The sequence below is a fragment of the Marinobacter sp. F4206 genome, from assembly GCF_019392195.1.
Classification (GTDB): Bacteria; Pseudomonadota; Gammaproteobacteria; order Pseudomonadales; family Oleiphilaceae; genus Marinobacter.
In genome coordinates, this window is sequence record NZ_JAHXKI010000001.1 from 473,955 (window position 1) to 492,310 (window position 18,356).

The window sequence follows — 18,356 nt, forward strand, 5'->3', positions numbered from 1 at the left end:
AAACCTCCTCCGGCGTGGAAAACTGTTTAGTAGACGATTCGGTGGCAGAGCGTATGGTGACCTTCGGTAAGAATGCTGCCCATAATCTCCGGCAATTCGGTAAATGGGCTTTCGCCACTGATCAAGCAATCCAGGCGATCATCACCGAGCAACGCCAGAGCCAGCTGCAGTCGTTTTCTGTGGTTCCAGCGGGATTGTCGAAGTTGTGGAATCTGGCCAACCTGGCTGGACCTGAGGGTTAAGCGGCGGGAGTGGAAAGCGCCTCCCAAGAGCGCCGTCACAGTCTGATCACCGTACCAGCTCATTTCCACAATCACCGATTCCTGACCAGCCAGTGAAAGAGCCGTGTCGAGACCGGAGGGATGGCCGCTGGTGTGGAAAACCAGATCGTGGTCATCCTGCGAGACTGAGGACGCAAAGTTGAGTCCGAGCGCGTCCGCTACAGACCTCCGATCTTCGTTTACATCCACCGCGATCACACGGGTCCCTGGAATCTGGTTGGCCAGCCAGGCCACCAACAACCCTACCACCCCCAAGCCAACCACCGCGATCCGGTCGCCAACGGAAGGCCCGCCGTCCCAGAGTCCATTAACAGCTGTTTCCATGTTGGCGGCAAGAATGGCCCGCGCGGCAGGCACTGCGTCAGGAACTGGAGTAACAGCAGAAGCCGGAACGCGGTATCGCGACTGGTGGGGAAAAAGGCAAAAAACCAACCTGTCCTGCAGACTGGATGGCCCGCTCACCACCCGCCCCACGTTCGCATAGCCATACTTGACCGGGAACGGAAACCGGCCTTCCTGGAAAGGTGCCCTCATGCGGTCGTACTCAGTCTCAGGAACCAGACCGCCAAACACGAGGGCTTCGGTGCCCCGGCTAATTCCCGAATAAAGCGACTTTACAGTGACCATCGTCTCACTGTCCGTCTCCTGCCCCGAAGCAAGGGAAGTTTGCAGCAATGCTCCCCGGCGAGGCCCCGTCACCCACCAGGCCAGATCGGTCTCGGAAACCTGCTCTTTCCCGGGATTCACCCGATCCTCCGTGGTGATTGTTGTTCGTGAAGAGTCCGAAATGGGGCTACCCTCGTAAGCAAATTAAGATTGAACACACTATAGTCTGGTACTGGGGATTGAGCAGCCCACAGCACCCTTGGAGTAATACGCTGGAGTTCCAACATGGATTCTAAAGGCGACTCGGCCTCTTCGGGGACCACTGTTCTGCAGGACCTGGCATGGGGGGCTATCCTTACCACGGGCCTGGTAACCGTCAGTGTCTGGCTATGGTCACTGCCTATATCGTTTTTGCTCGTCGCCGGAGGCCTGTACGCGCTTGTGTGCTGGAGCGTCCTTCGGTACTGGCCAATTAATGTGGATTTCGGGCCGGCCAACCGGGCGACACTCCTCCGTGCGTCTCTCGTTATTACCCTGATTGCCAGTGCGCCGTTTGCTGACCGTTTCGGTCAAGGGGATCTGTGGTTGTATGGATTCCTTGCACTGGTTTCACTGATACTGGATGGCGTGGATGGGGCTATTGCTCGCGCAACCAAATCCCAGAGCCAATTCGGCGCCCGTTTCGACATGGAGCTGGACGCCGCATTCCTCCTGGGGCTCTGCGTTGCACTGGTCGCAATGGACAAGACCGGCCTGTGGGTACTCACACTCGGATTAATGCGCTATGGATTTGTGGCCGCGGGGTGTCAGTTCAGCTGGCTTACCCGCCCGCTGCCGGACAGCTTCCGGCGAAAGACCGTTTGTGTATGGCAAATCGTTACCTTGATGGTGGCTATCCTGCCTCCCGTACCGCCCGCCCTTGGCGGCCTCACACTGATGACGGCCCTGGCACTTCTGGCCTGGTCGTTTTGGGTCGATATTTGCTGGCTCTATCAAAGGAGAAACGCTCATGAAACTGCGTAACGTCTTTTCACAGGGCACCCGCTACGCCCTGGTTCCGATATTTCTGGCCAGCGTGCCTCTGGTTTCAGCCGAACCAACCAAGTTCAAAGTGGATTCGGAGCATTTCTCCATGGCCTTTGAGATCATGCATATCGGCTACGCGCCGGTCATTGGCATGTTTCGGGCCGTGGACGGGGAGTTCGTCTATGACGATGCAACCGGCGAACTGAACTCGGGAAAGCTGGTTTTTCAGAGCGATAGCGTATTCACAAATCACAAAAAGCGCGACGACCACTTGCGGGGGGAAGACTTTCTGGACAGCGGGAACTACCCGGAAATTACCTTCACCCTGACGGACTTTGAGGCTACGGGTGAAGACTCGGGCAAGGTGACGGGAGACCTCAGCATGCTAGGCGAGACCAACCCTGTGATTCTCGACGTCACACTGAACAAATCCGCCGACTACCCCATCGGGCACGAGGACTTCACGCTGGGGATCAGCGCCGAAACAACGTTGAAACGCAGCGACTGGGGAATGACGTACGGGCTGGATCCTGCCCTGGTGGGCGATGAGGTGCGCCTGAGATTCGGGTTCGAGGCTAACAAGGATTCAGGCTGGTTCTGACGGAAGCCGCCTATTTTGTGACCAACCCCTCATCGCGAACACATTTTGTTACATTGAGCCTCCGAAGCTTTGCCGAAACGGCTTGAACCTCTGTATGTTTATTAGCCAAAACCAAGACAAGAATAAAAAGGAACCCACGGATGCCCGGCAAGGCGCTCGTTCTGGTGATGGCTGTGACGTCCTGCGTGGTTGGCGCAGTCCACTTTCTATCCGCCAATAACCCCGCAACGTTTCAGTGGCTGAACACCGGATCCGGAGGCAGCTTCGGGGATGGCAGCCCCACCAGGCAGACCAACGCGAAGCGCCCACCCGAGACTGCTGCCTTGGCGCCTCAGCAACCCAGTGACAATGCGCTTGGTTTCATGCTCACTAAAGTTGCTGACCAGTACACACAGAACGCCCGCTATCCCTCATGGTCCATTCCCCTGAGCCCCGCCCAGGCTGAGGGCTATCGCGGTAATCGATTTCATCCGGTTAACCTCCCTCTTGGCAGTGATGGTCATTTTACTGTCACTCTGGAGAGGTACCGGTTCACCAAAGGCGAATCCATACTCGTCGTTGCATCAATCCAGGGGCCCCAAGTTGTTGGCGACACCCTCCAGGCAACACTGGAAGAACCGCTGGCGCGCAAAGCGGTTGCATCAACCCGCCTAAAAACGTCTGACAGTCCAGGCTATTACGAGGGCTCCCTTGAGTCTGACGAGGAACCCGGTGAATACCGGCTCATAGTCGAAGCCCAAGTGGATGGCAAGCCAGTCAGGCATGTTTCAACCCTGACGATCGAACCTTACTTGGGAGAATTCGAGGGTTTGGGGGATACTTATCTGAACGATAACAATCTGGTTATCCCCGTCCATTTCTCACCGGAACAGCCCGGCTTTTACGCCCTCTCAGCCCAACTCTACGCCGGACAAACCCCGATCGCCCAACTTCAGTCAGAGCAGCGCCTGGACATTGGGGCCGACACCATCGCACTCAAAGCCCATGGAACCGTGCTGGCAAATCGCGACATAGAGGGGGAACTCGAGATCCGGAACCTTCAAATTCGCCAGTTGCCTGCCAAACCGGGGGAACGAACCAATTATGCTTTCGGGCCAGAAGATGGCTATGCATTTTCGCCGCCGGATCTCCGGGACCTGAGGGACGCACCGGCGGCCGATCCTGAATCAGAGCAACGGGCGGCCCTGCTCAGGCAGTTGGCCGACAAGTTCTGATAGCGGGGCCGCTCAGGCTCCCTGACCGGCTGACGCCGGGCTGTACCGTCGGAACCGCCCTCAGTTCCTGAGGTCGACGGGTAATCGTCTTGTTACAACAATAATTCAGCAAGGACGGAGCAATCATGACAACAACGATGATCGGAAGTGCCTGCAAGGCCGCGGTGGCGGTCGCAATCACCGGCAGCCTCTATGCCGGCACCGCCCAGGCCCAGTTGGCTGGCCATAACGTGATACTCGTTCATGGCTTCCAGCAAGAGGATCTGGCCAATCCACCGGAGAACTTTCAGGCCGTAAAAACTGCCGGTGAAGACTACTGGCGTACGTTCTGGCTGGCCCGCTCTGACGCACGGGTGGACTGGGGGAGCGATGGTAGGATCGAGGGTGACATTGCCCAACAGGCCTATCAGCAGATCCGCCAGATCAGCCAGCAGGGCCTATGCAACAACTACTGCATTATTGTCTCTCACTCCACGGGCGATCTGCTAACCCGTTACCTGCTAGAAAATCAGGCGCGCTGGCTCCAGTCAGAGGGGCTGCCTCCCCTAAAAATTCTGGCGGCCATTGACTACTCAGGCGCCGGAGGCGGTACAGAACTCGCCGACCTCGCTATCAGCATTGCCTATAACGACAGCTGGTATAACTGGCCTTTGAAGGCTGCCGTACAGGCTTTTACCGGAATTGAACCGCAGCCTGGAAAGCTGGGGGTGGTGAACGACCTGCAGACCAATACCGCGCGAAATCTCGCCGTCAGTCCGAATTCCATTCCCAGGCTTCGGTTTGTCGCGGGCGGCTCATCCTACGGCGGGATAACAAAGCCCTTCATCTCGGGGACCGACGATGGCGTAGTGCCGACCCACTCGGCCTGTGGTTCGACGACCGCAGACGGCATCGACTCCTGTTCCAACAGCATCAGCCTGGCCGGCAAGGTAACGAGCCAAAATGGGCCTGATGACCTCTGGTTCAATCATTTCCCGGTACTTATGAACGAAGGCGTTACCCACAGCGGTGTGCTGGGATCCGAAACCGGCAACACGTCGGTGCCAGTGGTGAACAACACCACCCTGAACGGTCTCAGGGTGGACTTTGCCAGTCGGGCCTACAATCAGCGCGCCTGGTGGCAGTGGTGGGGATCGGGCGACACCTACATTGAAGTGCCAGGGTCTGACCAGACAGATATGTCGACATTGGTCTACACCACGCTCAACAACTAACCGGAAGGATCCGTTGATTTAACGATAAAAAAGTGGGCTCATGGATGAGCCCACCGTAGTCATAGGACTCGGCGCACCTTTCCTTTTTAGTTCGCAAACTATACATTACCCCGTTTTCCGTCTCTCTATCCCTGATCGACGCTCAAACGGGTATCCCATGTCCGACGCTCAAAAATCAGACGCCCTTCTGGTTGCCGTCACACTTATGGCCGCCATTAGCTGGATGTTTTCCAAGGAAGCGATCCTGCTGATGCCTCCCCTTCTCTTCATGGCGGCGCGCTTTCTGATTGCCGGCACCGTTCTCGCCCTTGCCGCCTGGCGCCCTCTGTCACGCCTAAGTGGCGATCAGATACGTCGCAGCGTCGGGGTGGGTCTGGTATTTGGCATTGCCATGAGTTGCTGGGTCATGGGTCTGTTTCACGCCAAGAGCATGGGAGAGGGAGCGTTCCTGATCAGCCTGGGCGTTGTGATCGTGCCCATCATCGCCCGCCTCGCCTTCAAGGAAAAACAACCCGCGAGTACCTGGCTGGCCATTCCCATTGCAGTCGCAGGTCTCGCTTTGCTCTCGCTGAAAAACGGCTTTAACCCGGACCCTGGGCAAATCTTCTTTGTCTGCGCTGCCTTCATTTTTGCGCTGTACTTCACCCTGAATACCCGGGCCGCCAATCAGCGGACTGTCATCAATCGCCGGGGCGAAACCATCCAGAAGCACCGGGTCCCGGCATTGCCACTGACGGCTCTGGCGTTGTTGACTGTGGGCCTCGTCACGCTGGTGGAATCCCTGATCCTGGAGCCCTGGCAGGAAACCTTTGCAACGCTCTCCCCTGTAATGCTGATGTGGGTTCTGGCAAGCGCTCTAATCGGGACGGCTGGGCGTTTTCTGTTGCAGACCTATGCCCAAAGCCTCTCTGCCCACAGTCACGGCGTAGTCATTCTGGTTCTTGAGCCCGTCTGGGTGGCCCTCTTCGCCGCAGGCTGGTTCGGCGAAAGCATGAGTGGCGTGCAGCTCGGCGGGTGCGCCCTGATTTTCACGGCACTGATGGTCAACCGCTGGGGTGCGGTTAGCAAGGCCATAAAGACCTGGTTGAAGAATCAGAAAACCGCATAAAAGTGGTTGACCGGAATCCGGAGAATAAGTATATTGCGTCCCCGTTGCAGGACATAGGACCATAGCTCAGTTGGTTAGAGCGCTACCTTGACATGGTAGAGGTCCCCAGTTCGAATCTGGGTGGTCCTACCAATCTTCACATACCTGCAGCCACCTTCCCGGTAACTTGCTCCATCGCTTGCCAGCTTAGAATCACGGACAATCAAAAGGTCCAATGCATTTCAAATGATTCTTAAACCCGCGTAGCCAATTTTCGGCGATAAATTATCCTTGTCAGTAAGACACCGATATTGATTGTGCCAGGGGCCGCTTTGTAGCCACCGAAACCTCAGAATTCTGTTCTGCAATTGCCCAAATTGCGCAGCAGGTGACTGATATGATCAATTTTGATAACTCTGACTCAATGCCCTTGGGTGAGCTCGGGAAAGAGCCAATGCGGGTCACACATGACTGTCACCATGATCCCTGCTTTTCAGCCACCGGCATTGCCAGGATCCTCGAAACTATTCCTGGGGAAAGCATCAAAGCGAAGCCCCCGACACAGAAACGTCACGAACGGGTTTATACCAACAATATTCCAAGGTCGGAGTTATTAAAACTGCTGGAAGACCCCGACAGTGATGTCTGGGTTGCACTTCATGAAATCGAAAACACCCCGATACTAAGCCATGTATTCCGGGAAATGGCGGCAGCGTTGAAAAAAACCTTGCCGCCAGCCTATGGCAAAGTGACGCTGTGCACGGGCTCGCTTTTCATCAGCCGCGGTAGAGCATCTACACCCTACCACCTGGATTATGGCAGTAACCTTCTGCTGCAACTTCGGGGCAACAAGCACTTTTTGGCTTTCAGCCCAAACGATCCGGCGCTGGTGCCTAAACAAAGTCTGCACGAATTTTTTGGTGGAGAGTGTAATCCGCCTTCCCTCAATTACCATCCATCGTTTGACGAAAAAGCATTGATACTGGATCTTGAACCAGGCATTGGCGTTTACATGCCTTCAACCAGCCCACACTGCACGGAGACGAGGAGCAGTGACCTGTCCTTGACCATCAGCCTGTCCTTCGTTGCACCCCGAGTGGATGCGCTCAGAAGATCCATTCTTTTTGACACCAAGCTGCCAGGTTTCCAATTTGCCCCGACAGCGATCAAGTGTGCCGTTGTCGCGTTCTATGAAAGCCTGCTTTACGCATTGGGGGGTAATCAGCCCCGCCATAAGAGCTTCAAGCCCCTGACCTACTAGCTTAACCCTCAGCTCCGATGGCCCTTCGGGAGCCTACCGGCTCTGTTGCCACGCCATGACCAGTTAATTATGCTCTTCCCACCAAGACACTTTCTGACACCACCACCTATGCGAACGTCCATCGACCTTACCCTGGAACACACTGCAATTGCCGTTGACGCGCTCAGCGAAGCCTCCGGCCTTCCGAAACAACGCATCAAAGACGCCATGAACAAGGGCGCCTGCTGGTGGACACACAAAGGCAAACAGGTAAGATTGCGCAAAGCCAAGCGAGAACTCCGGGCCGGGACACGACTGCAACTGTTCTACGACGATACCGTGCTGGGGCGCAAACCGGAAAAAGCGGAATGCCTCGAAGATCGGGGAAGGTATTCAGTCTGGTTCAAACCACACGGCATGCTGGCCCAAGGATCTCAATGGGGTGACCACTGTAGCCTGCTGCGCACAGCGGAGACAGGGCTAAGGCGAGACTGCTTTCTGATACATCGGCTTGATGCCGACGCGGCCGGTCTGATGCTGATTGCTCACGACCCGAAGGCCGCAGGCGCCTTGTCACAGTGTTTTACCGGCCGAACCATCACCAAGGACTACCAGGCCAGAGTCCGCGGTCTGTTGAATACAGACGATCGCCGAGTTGACGCCATGATCGACGGCAAGAACGCCATCAGCCGGATAACCACAATACGGGTTGAAGAAGACAACGAGACCAGTCTCCTGGGCGTCAACATCGAAACGGGCCGAAAGCACCAGATTCGAAAGCACCTTGCCGGCATAGGTCATCCCATTGTCGGTGACCGACTCTATGGTCAGACCGCCCGGGTGCCTTTGCAGCTATTGGCTTATCGCCTTGAATTTGACTGCCCCCTGACCCGACAGAGAGTTCAGATCTGTCTGCCGGAGCGTTTGAACAGCCTCACCAACACCGAATAGAAAGGGCCGGCAAATTGCCGGCCCTTTTGTTCCATCAAACGGACACGGGCTCGCGCGCCAATCGATCAAACTCGGGCTGTGCTTTCGCCAGCCTCCCCTCCTTGATCACGAAACTCAACAAGGTGCGACCAAAGAGCTGGACACTGACATAGGTAAACATTGGCTCGAAACCTGCTTTTGCCAGAGCGCGCCGTGAAGATTTATTACTGACGGCAACAGCCGTCCAGGCAATCCTTGTGTTTTGACGCTGGTCCTGAAGAATTCCATTAATCATCACGGACAGAAAACCCTTGCCCCGATGACCCGGCACGGTGGCGCCGTCCCAGAGATACAAAGCGTTTTCTGGGACTTCTAACCTCAAATCGTGCAACACGCCAATATTTGCTCCGGTACAGGCGACCCAGTTGTACGAGACGGGCTCCCGATCAACAAAAAGTTCAAAGAACTTGTGACCCTCCTGGACTCGCCTATCAAACTCTTCTCTGGAAAACGGGAGATCCGGCCGTAGGTCTGTCACGTCGGTCATGTCAGCCACTTCAACGGAGCCGTCTTGACTGAGAGGATCATCTTGCTCGATGGGTTTGGACAGGAAGATACCCGCATCGATTCGAAAATTGCGGTTAAACCACCGTTTGAGGGGGCGCAACCAACGCCGTAGAGTCTTCAATGACCGATCATCCCCTGAGGTCTATTATTATCGAACCGAACTCCTCAAATATTAGCCGGAATATGGAGCGCTTCAAATCTTGGTTGGCGATTTCCTTAAACTGGCCCAGATATTCCGCTAGACGCGATAGAAATCCCGATACCAGTCCACAAAGTTGGCAATCCCCTCTTCAACAGGGGTAGCAGGCTTGTAGCCCACGTCTGCGATCAGATCGTCGACATTGGCGTAGGTGGCGGGAACATCTCCAGGCTGCAAAGGTAGCAGGTTTTTCTCGGCTTTTTTCCCGACCCGCTCTTCGATGATCTCAATGAACCGAGAAAGCTCCACCGGGTTGTTGCTGCCGATGTTGTAGATCCGATAGGGGCCCTTGCCCGTGCCCGGATCGGGTTTCTCGCCTGTCCATTCCGGATTGGGTTCTGCAACATGATCAAGGGTACGAATCACCCCTTCCACGATGTCATCGATGTAGGTGAAATCGCGCCGGTGATGGCCGTGATTAAAGACGTCGATCGGTTCACCGGCAAGGATCTTCCTGGTGAAAATAAACAACGCCATATCTGGCCGACCCCAGGGCCCATAGACAGTAAAGAAACGCAGACCCGTGGTGGGCAGGTTATACAGATGGCTATAGGTGTGGGCCATCAACTCATTGGCTTTTTTGGAGGCCGCATAAAGGCTCAGGGGGTGGTCCACGTTGTCGTGCACGGAAAACGGCATGGATTCGTTGGCACCGTAAACCGAGCTGCTGGAGGCGTAGACCAGGTGTTTAACATTATTGTGACGACACCCTTCCAGGATATTCATAAACCCTACAAGATTGGCGTCAACATAGGCATGAGGATTCTCGAGGGAATACCGGACACCGGCCTGGGCCGCAAGGTGTACGACCCGTTCCGGCTTGTATTCGGCGAACAGTGCCTCCATGGCGTTCCGGTCGGCAACGTCCTCGCGCACCTCGGTAAAACCGGGTTTGCAGGTAAGTCGCTCAAGCCGCGCCTCTTTCAGGCTCACATCGTAGTAGTCGTTGACGTTATCAACACCAATGACCTCATCACCACGATCAAGCAGGCGATGGGCAAGATGTGAGCCGATAAATCCGGCGGTTCCCGTAACGAGAATCTTCAAGATTCCTTCTCCTTAGAACACGACGCCCGCGCTGACGAACGGTCCGTCGATTTCCACGTCCAGGCTTTCGTCATCGTCTTCATAATCAATAGACATCTGACGATAGCCCGCCCTCAGCTGAAGCACCGCAATCTCAAGCTGGCCATACGCGTTGAAGTCATGCAGGGAGTCGCCGCTGTAGCTGACGAAGTTTCCTTCTGCACCGACAGAAACACCGGTCAACGGCAAGTCAAAACGTGCAGCCACATAGCCCATGGGCAGTACCGCGTCTACCTTGGTTTGACTGACGGACTGGCCGCCGCCAATTTCCTGAACAGTCAGCTCACCGGAAAGGTCCCGCGCTGTCAGGCCAAGGTCAAGATTTACCCAATTGTCCAGCACTTCGTAATACAAGGTCAGGTCCAGTTGTTCGAGATCAAGATCTGAACGCACATCGGTACCACCTACCACGAACGGAATGCCGTCAAAATCGCCAGAGAGACGTCCCCGACCACTCTGTTCAACCAGAGTATAGTTCAGGCGAACGTTAGGCAGGACCGGGACAGGATGTTCGAAATAAACAGAAGTATTGGCGTTCGTATCGCTGTCGAGATTGAGATCATTCTCGACATCAACCACATCGCCCTTGTTGGAAGCCTGACCGGAGAGATCGGAATCCCAGTAACTGACGTTTGCGCCAAGCCCCACAACGTCAGCCTGAGCCAACGGTGCTGACAACAGAAGAGAACCGCAGGCGGCAACCATCAATTTACGCATAAAACACCTTATCAATTATTGTGTGTCAGGATCAGTCGAACTGAATGCCCAGACGGCGTCCGACTTCCTCGTAGGTTTCAATTACGTCACCCAGTCCCTGGCGAAAACGATCCTTGTCCATTTTCTTCCGGGTCTCCTTGTCCCAGATACGACAGCCGTCAGGGCTGAACTCGTCGCCCAGCACGATGTCACCATTACTCCGACCGAATTCCAGCTTGTAATCCACGAGTAGCATTCCCGCTTCGTCGAACAGAGCCTTGAGGACGTCATTCACCTTGTAGGTAAGCTCCTTCATGCGCTCGAGCTCCCCGGCCGATGCCCACCCGAAACTCACCGCCAGCGACTCGTTCACCATCGGGTCATGCAGTGCGTCATTCTTGAGAAAGAGTTCATAGGTGGATGGTGTCAGTTCCTGCCCCTCCTCCACGCCCAGACGACGGCACAGGCTGCCAGCAGAGATGTTACGAACCACGCATTCAACCGGAATCATGTCGAGTTTCTTGACTACAGATTCCGTCGCGGACAGCAGGCCCTCGAAATGGGTCGGAACGCCTGCGGCTTCCAGCTTGTCCATGATGAACGCATTGAATTTGTTGTTCACCATGCCCTTACGATTCAGCTGCTCCTTTTTCTCGCCATCAAAGGCAGAGGTGTCGTCACGGAACACGAGCACGAAACGATCTGGATCGTCAGTCTTGTAGACGGACTTCGCCTTGCCGGCGTATAGCTCTTCACGCTTTTCCATTAAAGGTCTCCGAAGTGGGCTCGGGTAAGACAACCACCCACTCAATCAGTATAGATAGTCAAACAGTTGTGTCAGCAGGTCCGGCGCGCTTAGCTCGCCGTCATAACTGGCCAGACGCTCTGTCGTAATGACAATGTCGTCATCACGCTCTGCCAGGGTAACCGTATGGGTATGTTCCGGCTTTTCCTCGTCGCTGAACCAGTTGAACCAGCCCGAGTCACGTTCATCGTCGGTGCGGAAATCCACGTAAAACCAGCCTTCACTCCGGTTCAGGTCGACCACAGCCACACTCGCTTCAGTCAAGGCGCGACTGACCTCGGCCCAGGAACGACCGTAATCAAGGCTCATGCGGATAGCGATAGCCTGATCGTCCTCCGACACAAGTTTGACAAGGGGATCACTGACCATGCCGGATGCCGCACGGGAAAACGACTTGTTCTCTTCTCTCGCCTTGAGAAAGTCGCCCATGTCGGTCAGCAAACGTTTCTGAAGCTCCAGGGCCTCAGGAGAAGGATTGCTGACCCCGGACCACGGCACCAACTCCTCTGGCTGACCCTCAACGGTCAGCTTGCGGACCTGTATCTCCGTGGTTTTTCGACGGACACCCGGCGCCATACGCACCTGCAGAACCACTCTGGGCTCATCGACACCCGCCTGATTGGGGAGTTCGGCCAGTTGACGGGCTCGCCTGCTGAAGTTGAGCAACTCGCTCTGCAAAAGCCCAAGCTGGGGGCTGTCGTAATCGACGCCCAGCCCACGGTCAGCCATGTATGCGTTAGCAGCTGGCCAGATCCGGCCAGGTACGTCGTTGACCAGCAACCAGACACGACCGTCGAGCTCTTCAATGACGTAGTTCTCTTCAAGAATCTCAGACGTCATGTCTGGCGGATTGGGAATATCGGACGGGTAAAGTTTGCTGGCATCAGCGACGGTGACATCACGGATCGGCATCACCTGACTGAATCGGGACTTCTCGGCACTGGCCGGAAGCTCAAGAGGTTTCCCCTCTTCAGCAGAAACGTAACGTTCGGATCGATCTTCTACAAAGCTGCAGCCGGACAGTGCTGTCATCAACAGCAGTCCGGATGCGAGGGCCTTGGGAGAGGACAACAGGGTACTACGGGTTCCTTGAAGAACCGGCATCGGGTTACTCCGGGTCAGACACAGTTTCAATAAACTCAGAGCACACCTGAGGCTTTCAGCGCATCTTCCACTTCCTCGTGGAACTTTTCACTCAATGGGGTCAACGGCAGACGTATGCCTTCGCTGATCATCCCCATGCGGTGCAGCGCCCATTTTACGGGTATCGGGTTTGCCTCGAGGAACAGTTTCCGGTTCAGGGGCATCAGCAGTTCGTTCAGACGTTCGGTCTCTTCCCGATTGCCAGCAATGGCGGCCTCACACAGTTGAGACATACCTTTCGGAGCCACGTTGGCCGTCACCGAGACATTGCCCTTGGCCCCCGCCAACATCAGCTCGGCTGCGGTTGCATCGTCACCAGAGTAGACAGCCAGGCGACCATTCAGCGCTTCAATCAGTTCGGCGCCGCGGGGAATATTGCCGGTTGCGTCTTTGATGGCAACGATATTCGGCGTATCGGCAAGTCGCAGGACGGTTTCGTTCAACATGTCACAGGCAGTCCGGCCCGGAACGTTGTAGAGCATCTGGCTCATGCCAGGTACCGCTTCGGCAATGGTCTTGAAGTGCTGGTACAAACCTTCCTGAGTGGGTTTGTTGTAGTACGGAACAACCAGCAGGCAGGCATCGGCGCCAAGTTTGTGAGCTTCGGTCGTCAGTTCGATGGCCTCGCGGGTACTGTTACCGCCAGTGCCCGCAATCACGGGAATGCGGCCAGCTACGCGTTTTATGATATGGCCAATCACCTGACAATGCTCTTTCGGATCCAGGGTTGCGGACTCACCTGTAGTGCCCACAGCAACGATGCCATGGGTGCCGTTTTCGATATGGAAGTCCACCAGCCGATCCAGTTCCTCCCAGTGAATTTCACCGTTTGGATCCATGGGCGTGACCAGTGCGACAAGGCTACCCGTAATCATAAAAGCTCCGTCCGAATAAAACCGATATGGTAATGTTGGGCACGAACTGACACAAGGGAATTAAAGGAGTTGTCATGCCATCTGTTGAACTGGACCAACCCGTGCCCGACTTCGAGGCTTCAGCCACTGGCGATCAGACCATACGTCTGGCAGATCTCCGCGGGAAAAACGTGGTCATCTATTTCTACCCGAAAGACAACACGCCAGGCTGCACGACCGAAGGTCAGGACTTCCGTGACCGCATGAAAGAGTTCGCCGAACTCGATACCGAAATCTTCGGCGTCTCCAGAGACGGCCTGAAAGCCCATGAAAATTTTCGGGCGAAGCACGAGTTTCCGTTCCACCTGATTTCAGACAAGGACGAGACACTCTGCAAGCTGTTTGATGTCATCAAACCGAAAAAACTATACGGCAAAGAATATCTCGGTATCGAACGCAGCACTTTCCTGATCGACGCCAAGGGCGTGCTTCGAAAAGCCTGGCGCGGCGTTAAGGTCAAAGGCCACGTTAGCGAAGTCCTCGAAGCCACCGAAGCACTCTGACATCCGATCAGGATTGTTCAGCAGCCGGTGGAGCCGCGTGGTCTTTCACCGGCCACGCTGCAAACACTGCTTTAAGGAGTGTCGCCAGCGGTATGGCAAAGAACACCCCCCACAATCCCCAGATGCCGCCAAAAAACAGTACAGCAACAATAATGGCCACGGGGTGCAGGTTGTTCACTTCGGAAAACAGAACGGGCACCAGTACGTTGCCGTCGAGAGCCTGGATAATACCGTACACCACCATCACCCAGATAAAGTGACTGCCCCAGCCAAAGGCAAACAAGCCGATCATGGCAACTGGAATCGTTACCACAGCGGCGCCAATGTAGGGGATAACAACGCTGAGTCCGACCAGGAGTGACAGGAGCGCAGCATAAGGCATGCCGAGAAACTTGAACGCAACGTAGGTCGCGCCACCGACAATCAGGATCTCGACAGACTTGCCGCGCACGTAATTGGCGCACTGGAGATTCACTTCGTGCCAGATTTTCAACATCATCGGGCGTTGCGATGGAAGCAGTCGGCCGATCGCACCTAACAGCACCTCCCGGTCTTTCAGGAAGAAAAACACGAGTATGGGCACCAGGACCACATAAATCAGCAGTGCCACCAAGTCGGGAATACTCGATATCGAGAACGAGACCAACCACTGGGTCATGTGCCCTACTTCCGTAGAAACCTGCTGATAAAGCGTGTTTACCGCTTCCGCGGAAATCAACTGAGGATACTCCTCAGGAAGCAGTTCGAGGTAAGACTGCATCTCCCGGATGATTCGCGGTGTCTCACCCGCAAGGTTGCTGACCTGCGTCCAAATCAGTGGCAGCAAGCCGAAAATAACCCCGACAAGCACTCCCAAAAACACCAGGAACACGCCAATGATGGCAACCATCTCCGGGACACCCAGCTTGACGAGCTTGGTAACCAGCCCCTGAAGGATGAAGGCGATGATCAGAGAGGCGATGACCGGCGCCAACATGGAACCAAACCAAATGACCAACACAGTTCCAATCACGAGGATCAGAAATAGGATGACCGCCTCTTCATCTGAAAAGTATTTGTGGGCAAGACCGCGTAATATCCTGATCATCAATGACTCCGAAACGTTAGCCGCCGCACTTTATCACAAACCGGTATTGGCCACCGGCCTCCGACGAACTCATCAACTGATGACTGGATAGTTCTATGAAAGCCGGAATATCGCGGGCCGAACCGGAATCGGTGGCAATGACTTCAAGCTCCTCGCCAGGAGCCATTCCATTGAGTTCCAGCTTCGTTTTAAGCAAGGGCATCGGGCAGCGAAGGCCGGAGGCGTCCAGAGTACGATCTACCATAGAAAAGAAACACCATCGCGAAACAGTAAGGCGAATTAACAGGCAGGCATTATGCCGACAGTGATAATGTATTGCATCACAATAGATTTTAATCGAAAGATCAGAACTTTTTATCGTAAGCTGTTGTCATAATGGCACTTAGAACGAAAGGCACCCTGCGTTACATGACTCGCTTCCAATCCCGTTTCGCCCGACTGTCCCGCACCGCAAAAGCAGGCGCGCTGACCGCGTGTCTTTGGGCTGTCCTGACACCGCTTCACGCTCAGGAAACAAAATTGCCGAACATTGGCGGTAACGGCGGCGGCCTCATTTCCGGGCAACAGGAATCTGAAATCGGCCAGCAAGTGATGGTGTCAATCCGTCGGTCGGCACCCCGGATCACCGACCCCCTGGTCTACGATTACCTCACCGCAATTATCTATCGTCTGGTGCCGTCTGCCCCACTCCAGGACCGGAACCTGACCCTGGCCCTCATTGACAGCCCGGACATCAACGCCTTTGCTGTTCCGGGCGGCATTGTCGGCGTCAATGGCGGACTGTTCCTCAACGCCGCCACCGAACAGCAGTTCTCCTCGGTATTGGCCCACGAGCTTGCCCACCTCAGCCAGCGGCACTTTGCCCGCCGCCTTGAACAGCAGGAAACCAGTGCCCCCTTGACCATGGCGGGCATGCTCGCCGGCATCATTCTGTCAGCCGTTACCCAGTCAGATCTTGGCATTGCCGCGATCGCGGGAACCCAGGCTCTGGCGGTCCAGAATATGCTGGCATACAGCCGGGCTCACGAACAGGAAGCCGATCGGGTGGGCCTGGATATTCTCGCAACAGCAGGCATGGACCCGCGGGGCATGCCCGAAATGTTCGAGATCATGATGCGCCAGAACCGCCTCCAGGGTAACCAGATGCCCGAGTACTTATCGACCCACCCGCTCACCCAGAGCCGCGTGGCGGATACCCGGAACCGGGCCGAACAGTACCCGGACAGAAACGTCAGGGATGGCCAGGAATACCACCTCATCCGCAACCGCCTTCAAGTCCACTACGCGGCCTCGGCGGATGTCGCAGTGGAAACGTTCGAAGCATACCTGGACGGAAACAAGGCCCAGAGACACGATGCCATTCGATACGGCCTCGCGGTGGCCTACCAGGCGAATAATCAGCCAGACAAAGCCGAGGCTGTACTCAGAGACCTCCTGGACCAGAATCCCGGTCGGATTACCTTTCAGGTTACTCTCGCAGATGTCCTGATCGGCCAGAAACAGGTTCAGGAGGCCCGCAGCATTCTTCGGGAAGCCCTGACGAGAAACCCGGGGAATTACCCCATTACCTACAAGCTCGCAGAAGCGGAGATTGCCGACGGCAATGGCGCGGCTGCCGCAGAGTACCTTAAGCAGCTGACCCGGCAGCTTCCTGCCCAGGAACACCTCTGGCTTCGGCTGGCCGAAGCGGAAGGCATGGCACGGAACATTGTTGGCGTGCATCGCGCCCGTGCCGAATACGATGCGCTGATGGGAGATCTCGAGTCGGCGCAACGACAGCTCAGGCAGGCCCAGGAAAAACTGCCCGCAGGATCACCCCAGCGCCAGGTTGTTACCGAACGACTGGCTGAAATCACCAGTCGCCTGAACGCCAGGCGCAACAGCTGAGGTGCCTGCCCGGCAACTCAGGCGTTGCCGGCTGCCTTCAGGTTCATGTTCGCAGTAAAATCCAGCATCCGCCGCAGAGGCTTTAGCGCGCGCTCACGCAAAGCGTCATCCACCTCCACCTCCTGATCCCCGTGCTCCAGAACGTGAAGCAGGTTTTCCAGACCGTTCATGGCCATCCAGGGACAATGAGCGCAGCTTCGACAGGTTGCACCATTGCCAGCCGTAGGCGCCTCAAGCAGCGTCTTATTGGGCGCAAGCTGCTGCATCTTGTAAAAAATACCGTTATCCGTTGCCACGATAAACTGCTCATTCGGCAAGGTCTGTACCGCATGGATCAGCTGGGACGTTGACCCCACCACATCTGCCATCTCCACCACTGCGTCCGGAGATTCCGGGTGGACCAGTACCGCGGCATCGGGATAAAGGGCCTTCAGATCCTCAAGACCACGGTACTTGAATTCTTCATGGACGATACAGGAGCCGTCCCACAACAGCATGTCAGCACCAGTGGTCTTCTGGACATAATTCCCAAGGTGTTTGTCAGGCGCCCAGAGAATTTTTTCGCCGCGAGCGTCGAGATCCTCAACGATGGCCTGGGCACAACTGGAGGTGACCACCCAATCTGCTCTTGCCTTTACGGCTGCCGACGTATTTGCATAGACCACAACAGTCCGGTCTGGATGCTGGTCGCAGTATTCCCCAAACTCGTCCGCCGGACAGCCTACATCGAGGGAACAGGTCGCCTCCAGAGTCGGCATCAGCACCCTTTTCTCCGGATTGAGAATCTTGGCGGTCTCACCCATGAAACGGACGCCCGCCACCACGACGGTGGATGCCGGATGCTGGTTGCCGAACCGCGCCATTTCCAGGGAATCTGCGACACACCCACCAGTCTCCTCCGCCAGACGCTGAAGATCCGGATCGGTGTAGTAATGAGCCACCAGTACCGCATCCTTGGCCTCGAGGGCCGACTTGATGCGGGCCTCCAGATCAGCCTTCTCGTCAGCGCTCAACGGTTTCGGTTCCGCAGCGTGGGCGAGGTGTTCCTGAACAAGAATTCGATCTTCAGCTCGTGTCATTACTGCATCTCTGTGTTGCGTGGTCCCTGGAAGTATATCACCTCAACCCCTTTTTTCGTGATTCTGACACCAGGCTGTAACAGAATACTGGGCGGGATCTCGGTGCCCTCTCTGACTAGGTAAGAACGTATACGCAAAAAAAAAGAGCCCGTAGGCTCTTTTTCGCAACAACCCTTGCGGGCTCCTGCAAT

General features: G+C 55.7%; 19 protein-coding genes and 1 tRNA gene. 10 read left to right on the top strand and 10 right to left on the bottom strand.

Features of this window, described 5'->3' with window-relative positions:
• Positions 1-26: 26 nt before the first annotated feature.
• A complete protein-coding gene (locus KZO34_RS02155; protein ID WP_219472880.1) occupies positions 27-1,028 on the bottom strand; it encodes a zinc-dependent alcohol dehydrogenase in 1,002 nt (333 codons plus the stop codon).
• Between the two features lie 144 nt (positions 1,029-1,172).
• Here KZO34_RS02155 and KZO34_RS02160 point away from each other — a divergent pair, with 144 nt between their 5' ends.
• The 8 genes from KZO34_RS02160 to KZO34_RS02195 all read left to right on the top strand — a co-directional run bounded on the left by KZO34_RS02160 (position 1,173) and on the right by KZO34_RS02195 (position 8,220).
• Positions 1,173-1,910, top strand: coding sequence for a CDP-alcohol phosphatidyltransferase family protein (locus KZO34_RS02160; protein WP_219472881.1), 738 nt, complete (start codon positions 1,173-1,175; stop codon positions 1,908-1,910).
• On the top strand, positions 1,897-2,514 hold the full coding sequence (locus KZO34_RS02165; RefSeq protein ID WP_219472882.1) for a YceI family protein: 618 nt from the start codon (positions 1,897-1,899) through the stop codon (positions 2,512-2,514). The genes KZO34_RS02160 and KZO34_RS02165 overlap by 14 nt, the downstream gene beginning before the upstream one ends.
• A 140-nt stretch (positions 2,515-2,654) precedes the next feature.
• Entirely contained in the window at positions 2,655-3,728 is a 1,074-nt protein-coding gene (locus tag KZO34_RS02170; protein WP_219472883.1) for a hypothetical protein, read from the top strand.
• A 125-nt stretch (positions 3,729-3,853) separates the two neighbouring features.
• A complete protein-coding gene (locus KZO34_RS02175; protein WP_219472884.1) occupies positions 3,854-4,942 on the top strand; it encodes a hypothetical protein in 1,089 nt (362 codons plus the stop codon).
• Positions 4,943-5,099: 157 nt separating this feature from the next.
• A complete protein-coding gene (locus KZO34_RS02180; protein ID WP_219472886.1) occupies positions 5,100-6,050 on the top strand; it encodes a DMT family transporter in 951 nt (316 codons plus the stop codon).
• 55 nt (positions 6,051-6,105) lie between these two features.
• Positions 6,106-6,182, top strand: a tRNA-Val gene (locus tag KZO34_RS02185).
• Between the two features lie 244 nt (positions 6,183-6,426).
• Positions 6,427-7,290, top strand: coding sequence for a cupin-like domain-containing protein (locus tag KZO34_RS02190; protein WP_219472888.1), 864 nt, complete (start codon positions 6,427-6,429; stop codon positions 7,288-7,290).
• A gap of 108 nt (positions 7,291-7,398) precedes the next feature.
• Positions 7,399-8,220 carry an RluA family pseudouridine synthase gene (locus KZO34_RS02195; RefSeq protein WP_219472890.1) on the top strand — a complete coding sequence of 274 codons (822 nt, stop codon included), beginning with the start codon at positions 7,399-7,401 and terminating at the stop codon, positions 8,218-8,220.
• 34 nt (positions 8,221-8,254) lie between these two features.
• On the opposite strand, the gene KZO34_RS02200 is transcribed toward KZO34_RS02195, so the two are convergent.
• The 6 genes from KZO34_RS02200 to dapA form a co-directional block, all read right to left on the bottom strand.
• A complete protein-coding gene (locus KZO34_RS02200) occupies positions 8,255-8,887 on the bottom strand; it encodes a GNAT family N-acetyltransferase (RefSeq protein WP_219472892.1) in 633 nt (210 codons plus the stop codon).
• Positions 8,888-9,004: 117 nt separating this feature from the next.
• A complete protein-coding gene (locus tag KZO34_RS02205; RefSeq protein ID WP_219472894.1) occupies positions 9,005-10,012 on the bottom strand; it encodes an NAD-dependent epimerase in 1,008 nt (335 codons plus the stop codon).
• A gap of 12 nt (positions 10,013-10,024) precedes the next feature.
• The gene (locus tag KZO34_RS02210) at positions 10,025-10,768 is read right to left on the bottom strand and encodes a TIGR04219 family outer membrane beta-barrel protein (RefSeq protein WP_219472896.1); all 744 of its coding nucleotides are present in this window, start codon (positions 10,766-10,768) and stop codon (positions 10,025-10,027) included.
• Positions 10,769-10,799: 31 nt separating this feature from the next.
• Positions 10,800-11,513 (bottom strand): phosphoribosylaminoimidazolesuccinocarboxamide synthase, encoded by a 714-nt coding sequence (gene purC / locus KZO34_RS02215; protein ID WP_219472903.1) that lies wholly within the window; start codon positions 11,511-11,513, stop codon positions 10,800-10,802.
• A 45-nt stretch (positions 11,514-11,558) separates the two neighbouring features.
• Positions 11,559-12,656, bottom strand: coding sequence for an outer membrane protein assembly factor BamC (bamC, locus tag KZO34_RS02220; RefSeq protein ID WP_219472905.1), 1,098 nt, complete (start codon positions 12,654-12,656; stop codon positions 11,559-11,561).
• A 35-nt stretch (positions 12,657-12,691) separates the two neighbouring features.
• Positions 12,692-13,570 (bottom strand): 4-hydroxy-tetrahydrodipicolinate synthase, encoded by an 879-nt coding sequence (gene dapA / locus KZO34_RS02225; RefSeq protein WP_219472907.1) that lies wholly within the window; start codon positions 13,568-13,570, stop codon positions 12,692-12,694.
• Between the two features lie 74 nt (positions 13,571-13,644).
• Between dapA and KZO34_RS02230 the strand changes: the two genes are divergently transcribed.
• Positions 13,645-14,112 carry a peroxiredoxin gene (locus KZO34_RS02230; RefSeq protein WP_219472909.1) on the top strand — a complete coding sequence of 156 codons (468 nt, stop codon included), beginning with the start codon at positions 13,645-13,647 and terminating at the stop codon, positions 14,110-14,112.
• Between the two features lie 7 nt (positions 14,113-14,119).
• Here KZO34_RS02230 and KZO34_RS02235 read toward each other — a convergent pair whose 3' ends face one another.
• Positions 14,120-15,199 (bottom strand): AI-2E family transporter, encoded by a 1,080-nt coding sequence (locus KZO34_RS02235; protein ID WP_219472912.1) that lies wholly within the window; start codon positions 15,197-15,199, stop codon positions 14,120-14,122.
• A 16-nt stretch (positions 15,200-15,215) separates the two neighbouring features.
• Entirely contained in the window at positions 15,216-15,443 is a 228-nt protein-coding gene (locus tag KZO34_RS02240; RefSeq protein ID WP_219472913.1) for a sulfurtransferase TusA family protein, read from the bottom strand.
• Positions 15,444-15,574: 131 nt separating this feature from the next.
• Here KZO34_RS02240 and KZO34_RS02245 point away from each other — a divergent pair, with 131 nt between their 5' ends.
• On the top strand, positions 15,575-17,086 hold the full coding sequence (locus KZO34_RS02245) for a M48 family metalloprotease (RefSeq protein WP_257900144.1): 1,512 nt from the start codon (positions 15,575-15,577) through the stop codon (positions 17,084-17,086).
• 17 nt (positions 17,087-17,103) lie between these two features.
• On the opposite strand, the gene nadA is transcribed toward KZO34_RS02245, so the two are convergent.
• Positions 17,104-18,165 carry a quinolinate synthase NadA gene (gene nadA / locus KZO34_RS02250; protein ID WP_219472916.1) on the bottom strand — a complete coding sequence of 354 codons (1,062 nt, stop codon included), beginning with the start codon at positions 18,163-18,165 and terminating at the stop codon, positions 17,104-17,106.
• Positions 18,166-18,356 lie beyond the last annotated feature (191 nt).

Coding starts and splice junctions, on each gene's coding strand:
- KZO34_RS02210 (WP_219472896.1), bottom strand. CDS start 10,768: ATGCGTAAATTGATGGTTGCCGCCTGCGGTTCTCTTCTGTTGTCAGCA.
- KZO34_RS02180 (WP_219472886.1), top strand. CDS start 5,100: ATGTCCGACGCTCAAAAATCAGACGCCCTTCTGGTTGCCGTCACACTT.
- KZO34_RS02245 (WP_257900144.1), top strand. CDS start 15,575: ATGGCACTTAGAACGAAAGGCACCCTGCGTTACATGACTCGCTTCCAA.
- KZO34_RS02230 (WP_219472909.1), top strand. CDS start 13,645: ATGCCATCTGTTGAACTGGACCAACCCGTGCCCGACTTCGAGGCTTCA.
- KZO34_RS02190 (WP_219472888.1), top strand. CDS start 6,427: ATGATCAATTTTGATAACTCTGACTCAATGCCCTTGGGTGAGCTCGGG.
- KZO34_RS02170 (WP_219472883.1), top strand. CDS start 2,655: ATGCCCGGCAAGGCGCTCGTTCTGGTGATGGCTGTGACGTCCTGCGTG.
- KZO34_RS02195 (WP_219472890.1), top strand. CDS start 7,399: ATGCGAACGTCCATCGACCTTACCCTGGAACACACTGCAATTGCCGTT.
- KZO34_RS02160 (WP_219472881.1), top strand. CDS start 1,173: ATGGATTCTAAAGGCGACTCGGCCTCTTCGGGGACCACTGTTCTGCAG.
- KZO34_RS02175 (WP_219472884.1), top strand. CDS start 3,854: ATGACAACAACGATGATCGGAAGTGCCTGCAAGGCCGCGGTGGCGGTC.
- KZO34_RS02240 (WP_219472913.1), bottom strand. CDS start 15,443: ATGGTAGATCGTACTCTGGACGCCTCCGGCCTTCGCTGCCCGATGCCC.
- purC (WP_219472903.1), bottom strand. CDS start 11,513: ATGGAAAAGCGTGAAGAGCTATACGCCGGCAAGGCGAAGTCCGTCTAC.
- nadA (WP_219472916.1), bottom strand. CDS start 18,165: ATGACACGAGCTGAAGATCGAATTCTTGTTCAGGAACACCTCGCCCAC.
- bamC (WP_219472905.1), bottom strand. CDS start 12,656: ATGCCGGTTCTTCAAGGAACCCGTAGTACCCTGTTGTCCTCTCCCAAG.
- KZO34_RS02235 (WP_219472912.1), bottom strand. CDS start 15,199: ATGATCAGGATATTACGCGGTCTTGCCCACAAATACTTTTCAGATGAA.
- dapA (WP_219472907.1), bottom strand. CDS start 13,570: ATGATTACGGGTAGCCTTGTCGCACTGGTCACGCCCATGGATCCAAAC.
- KZO34_RS02165 (WP_219472882.1), top strand. CDS start 1,897: ATGAAACTGCGTAACGTCTTTTCACAGGGCACCCGCTACGCCCTGGTT.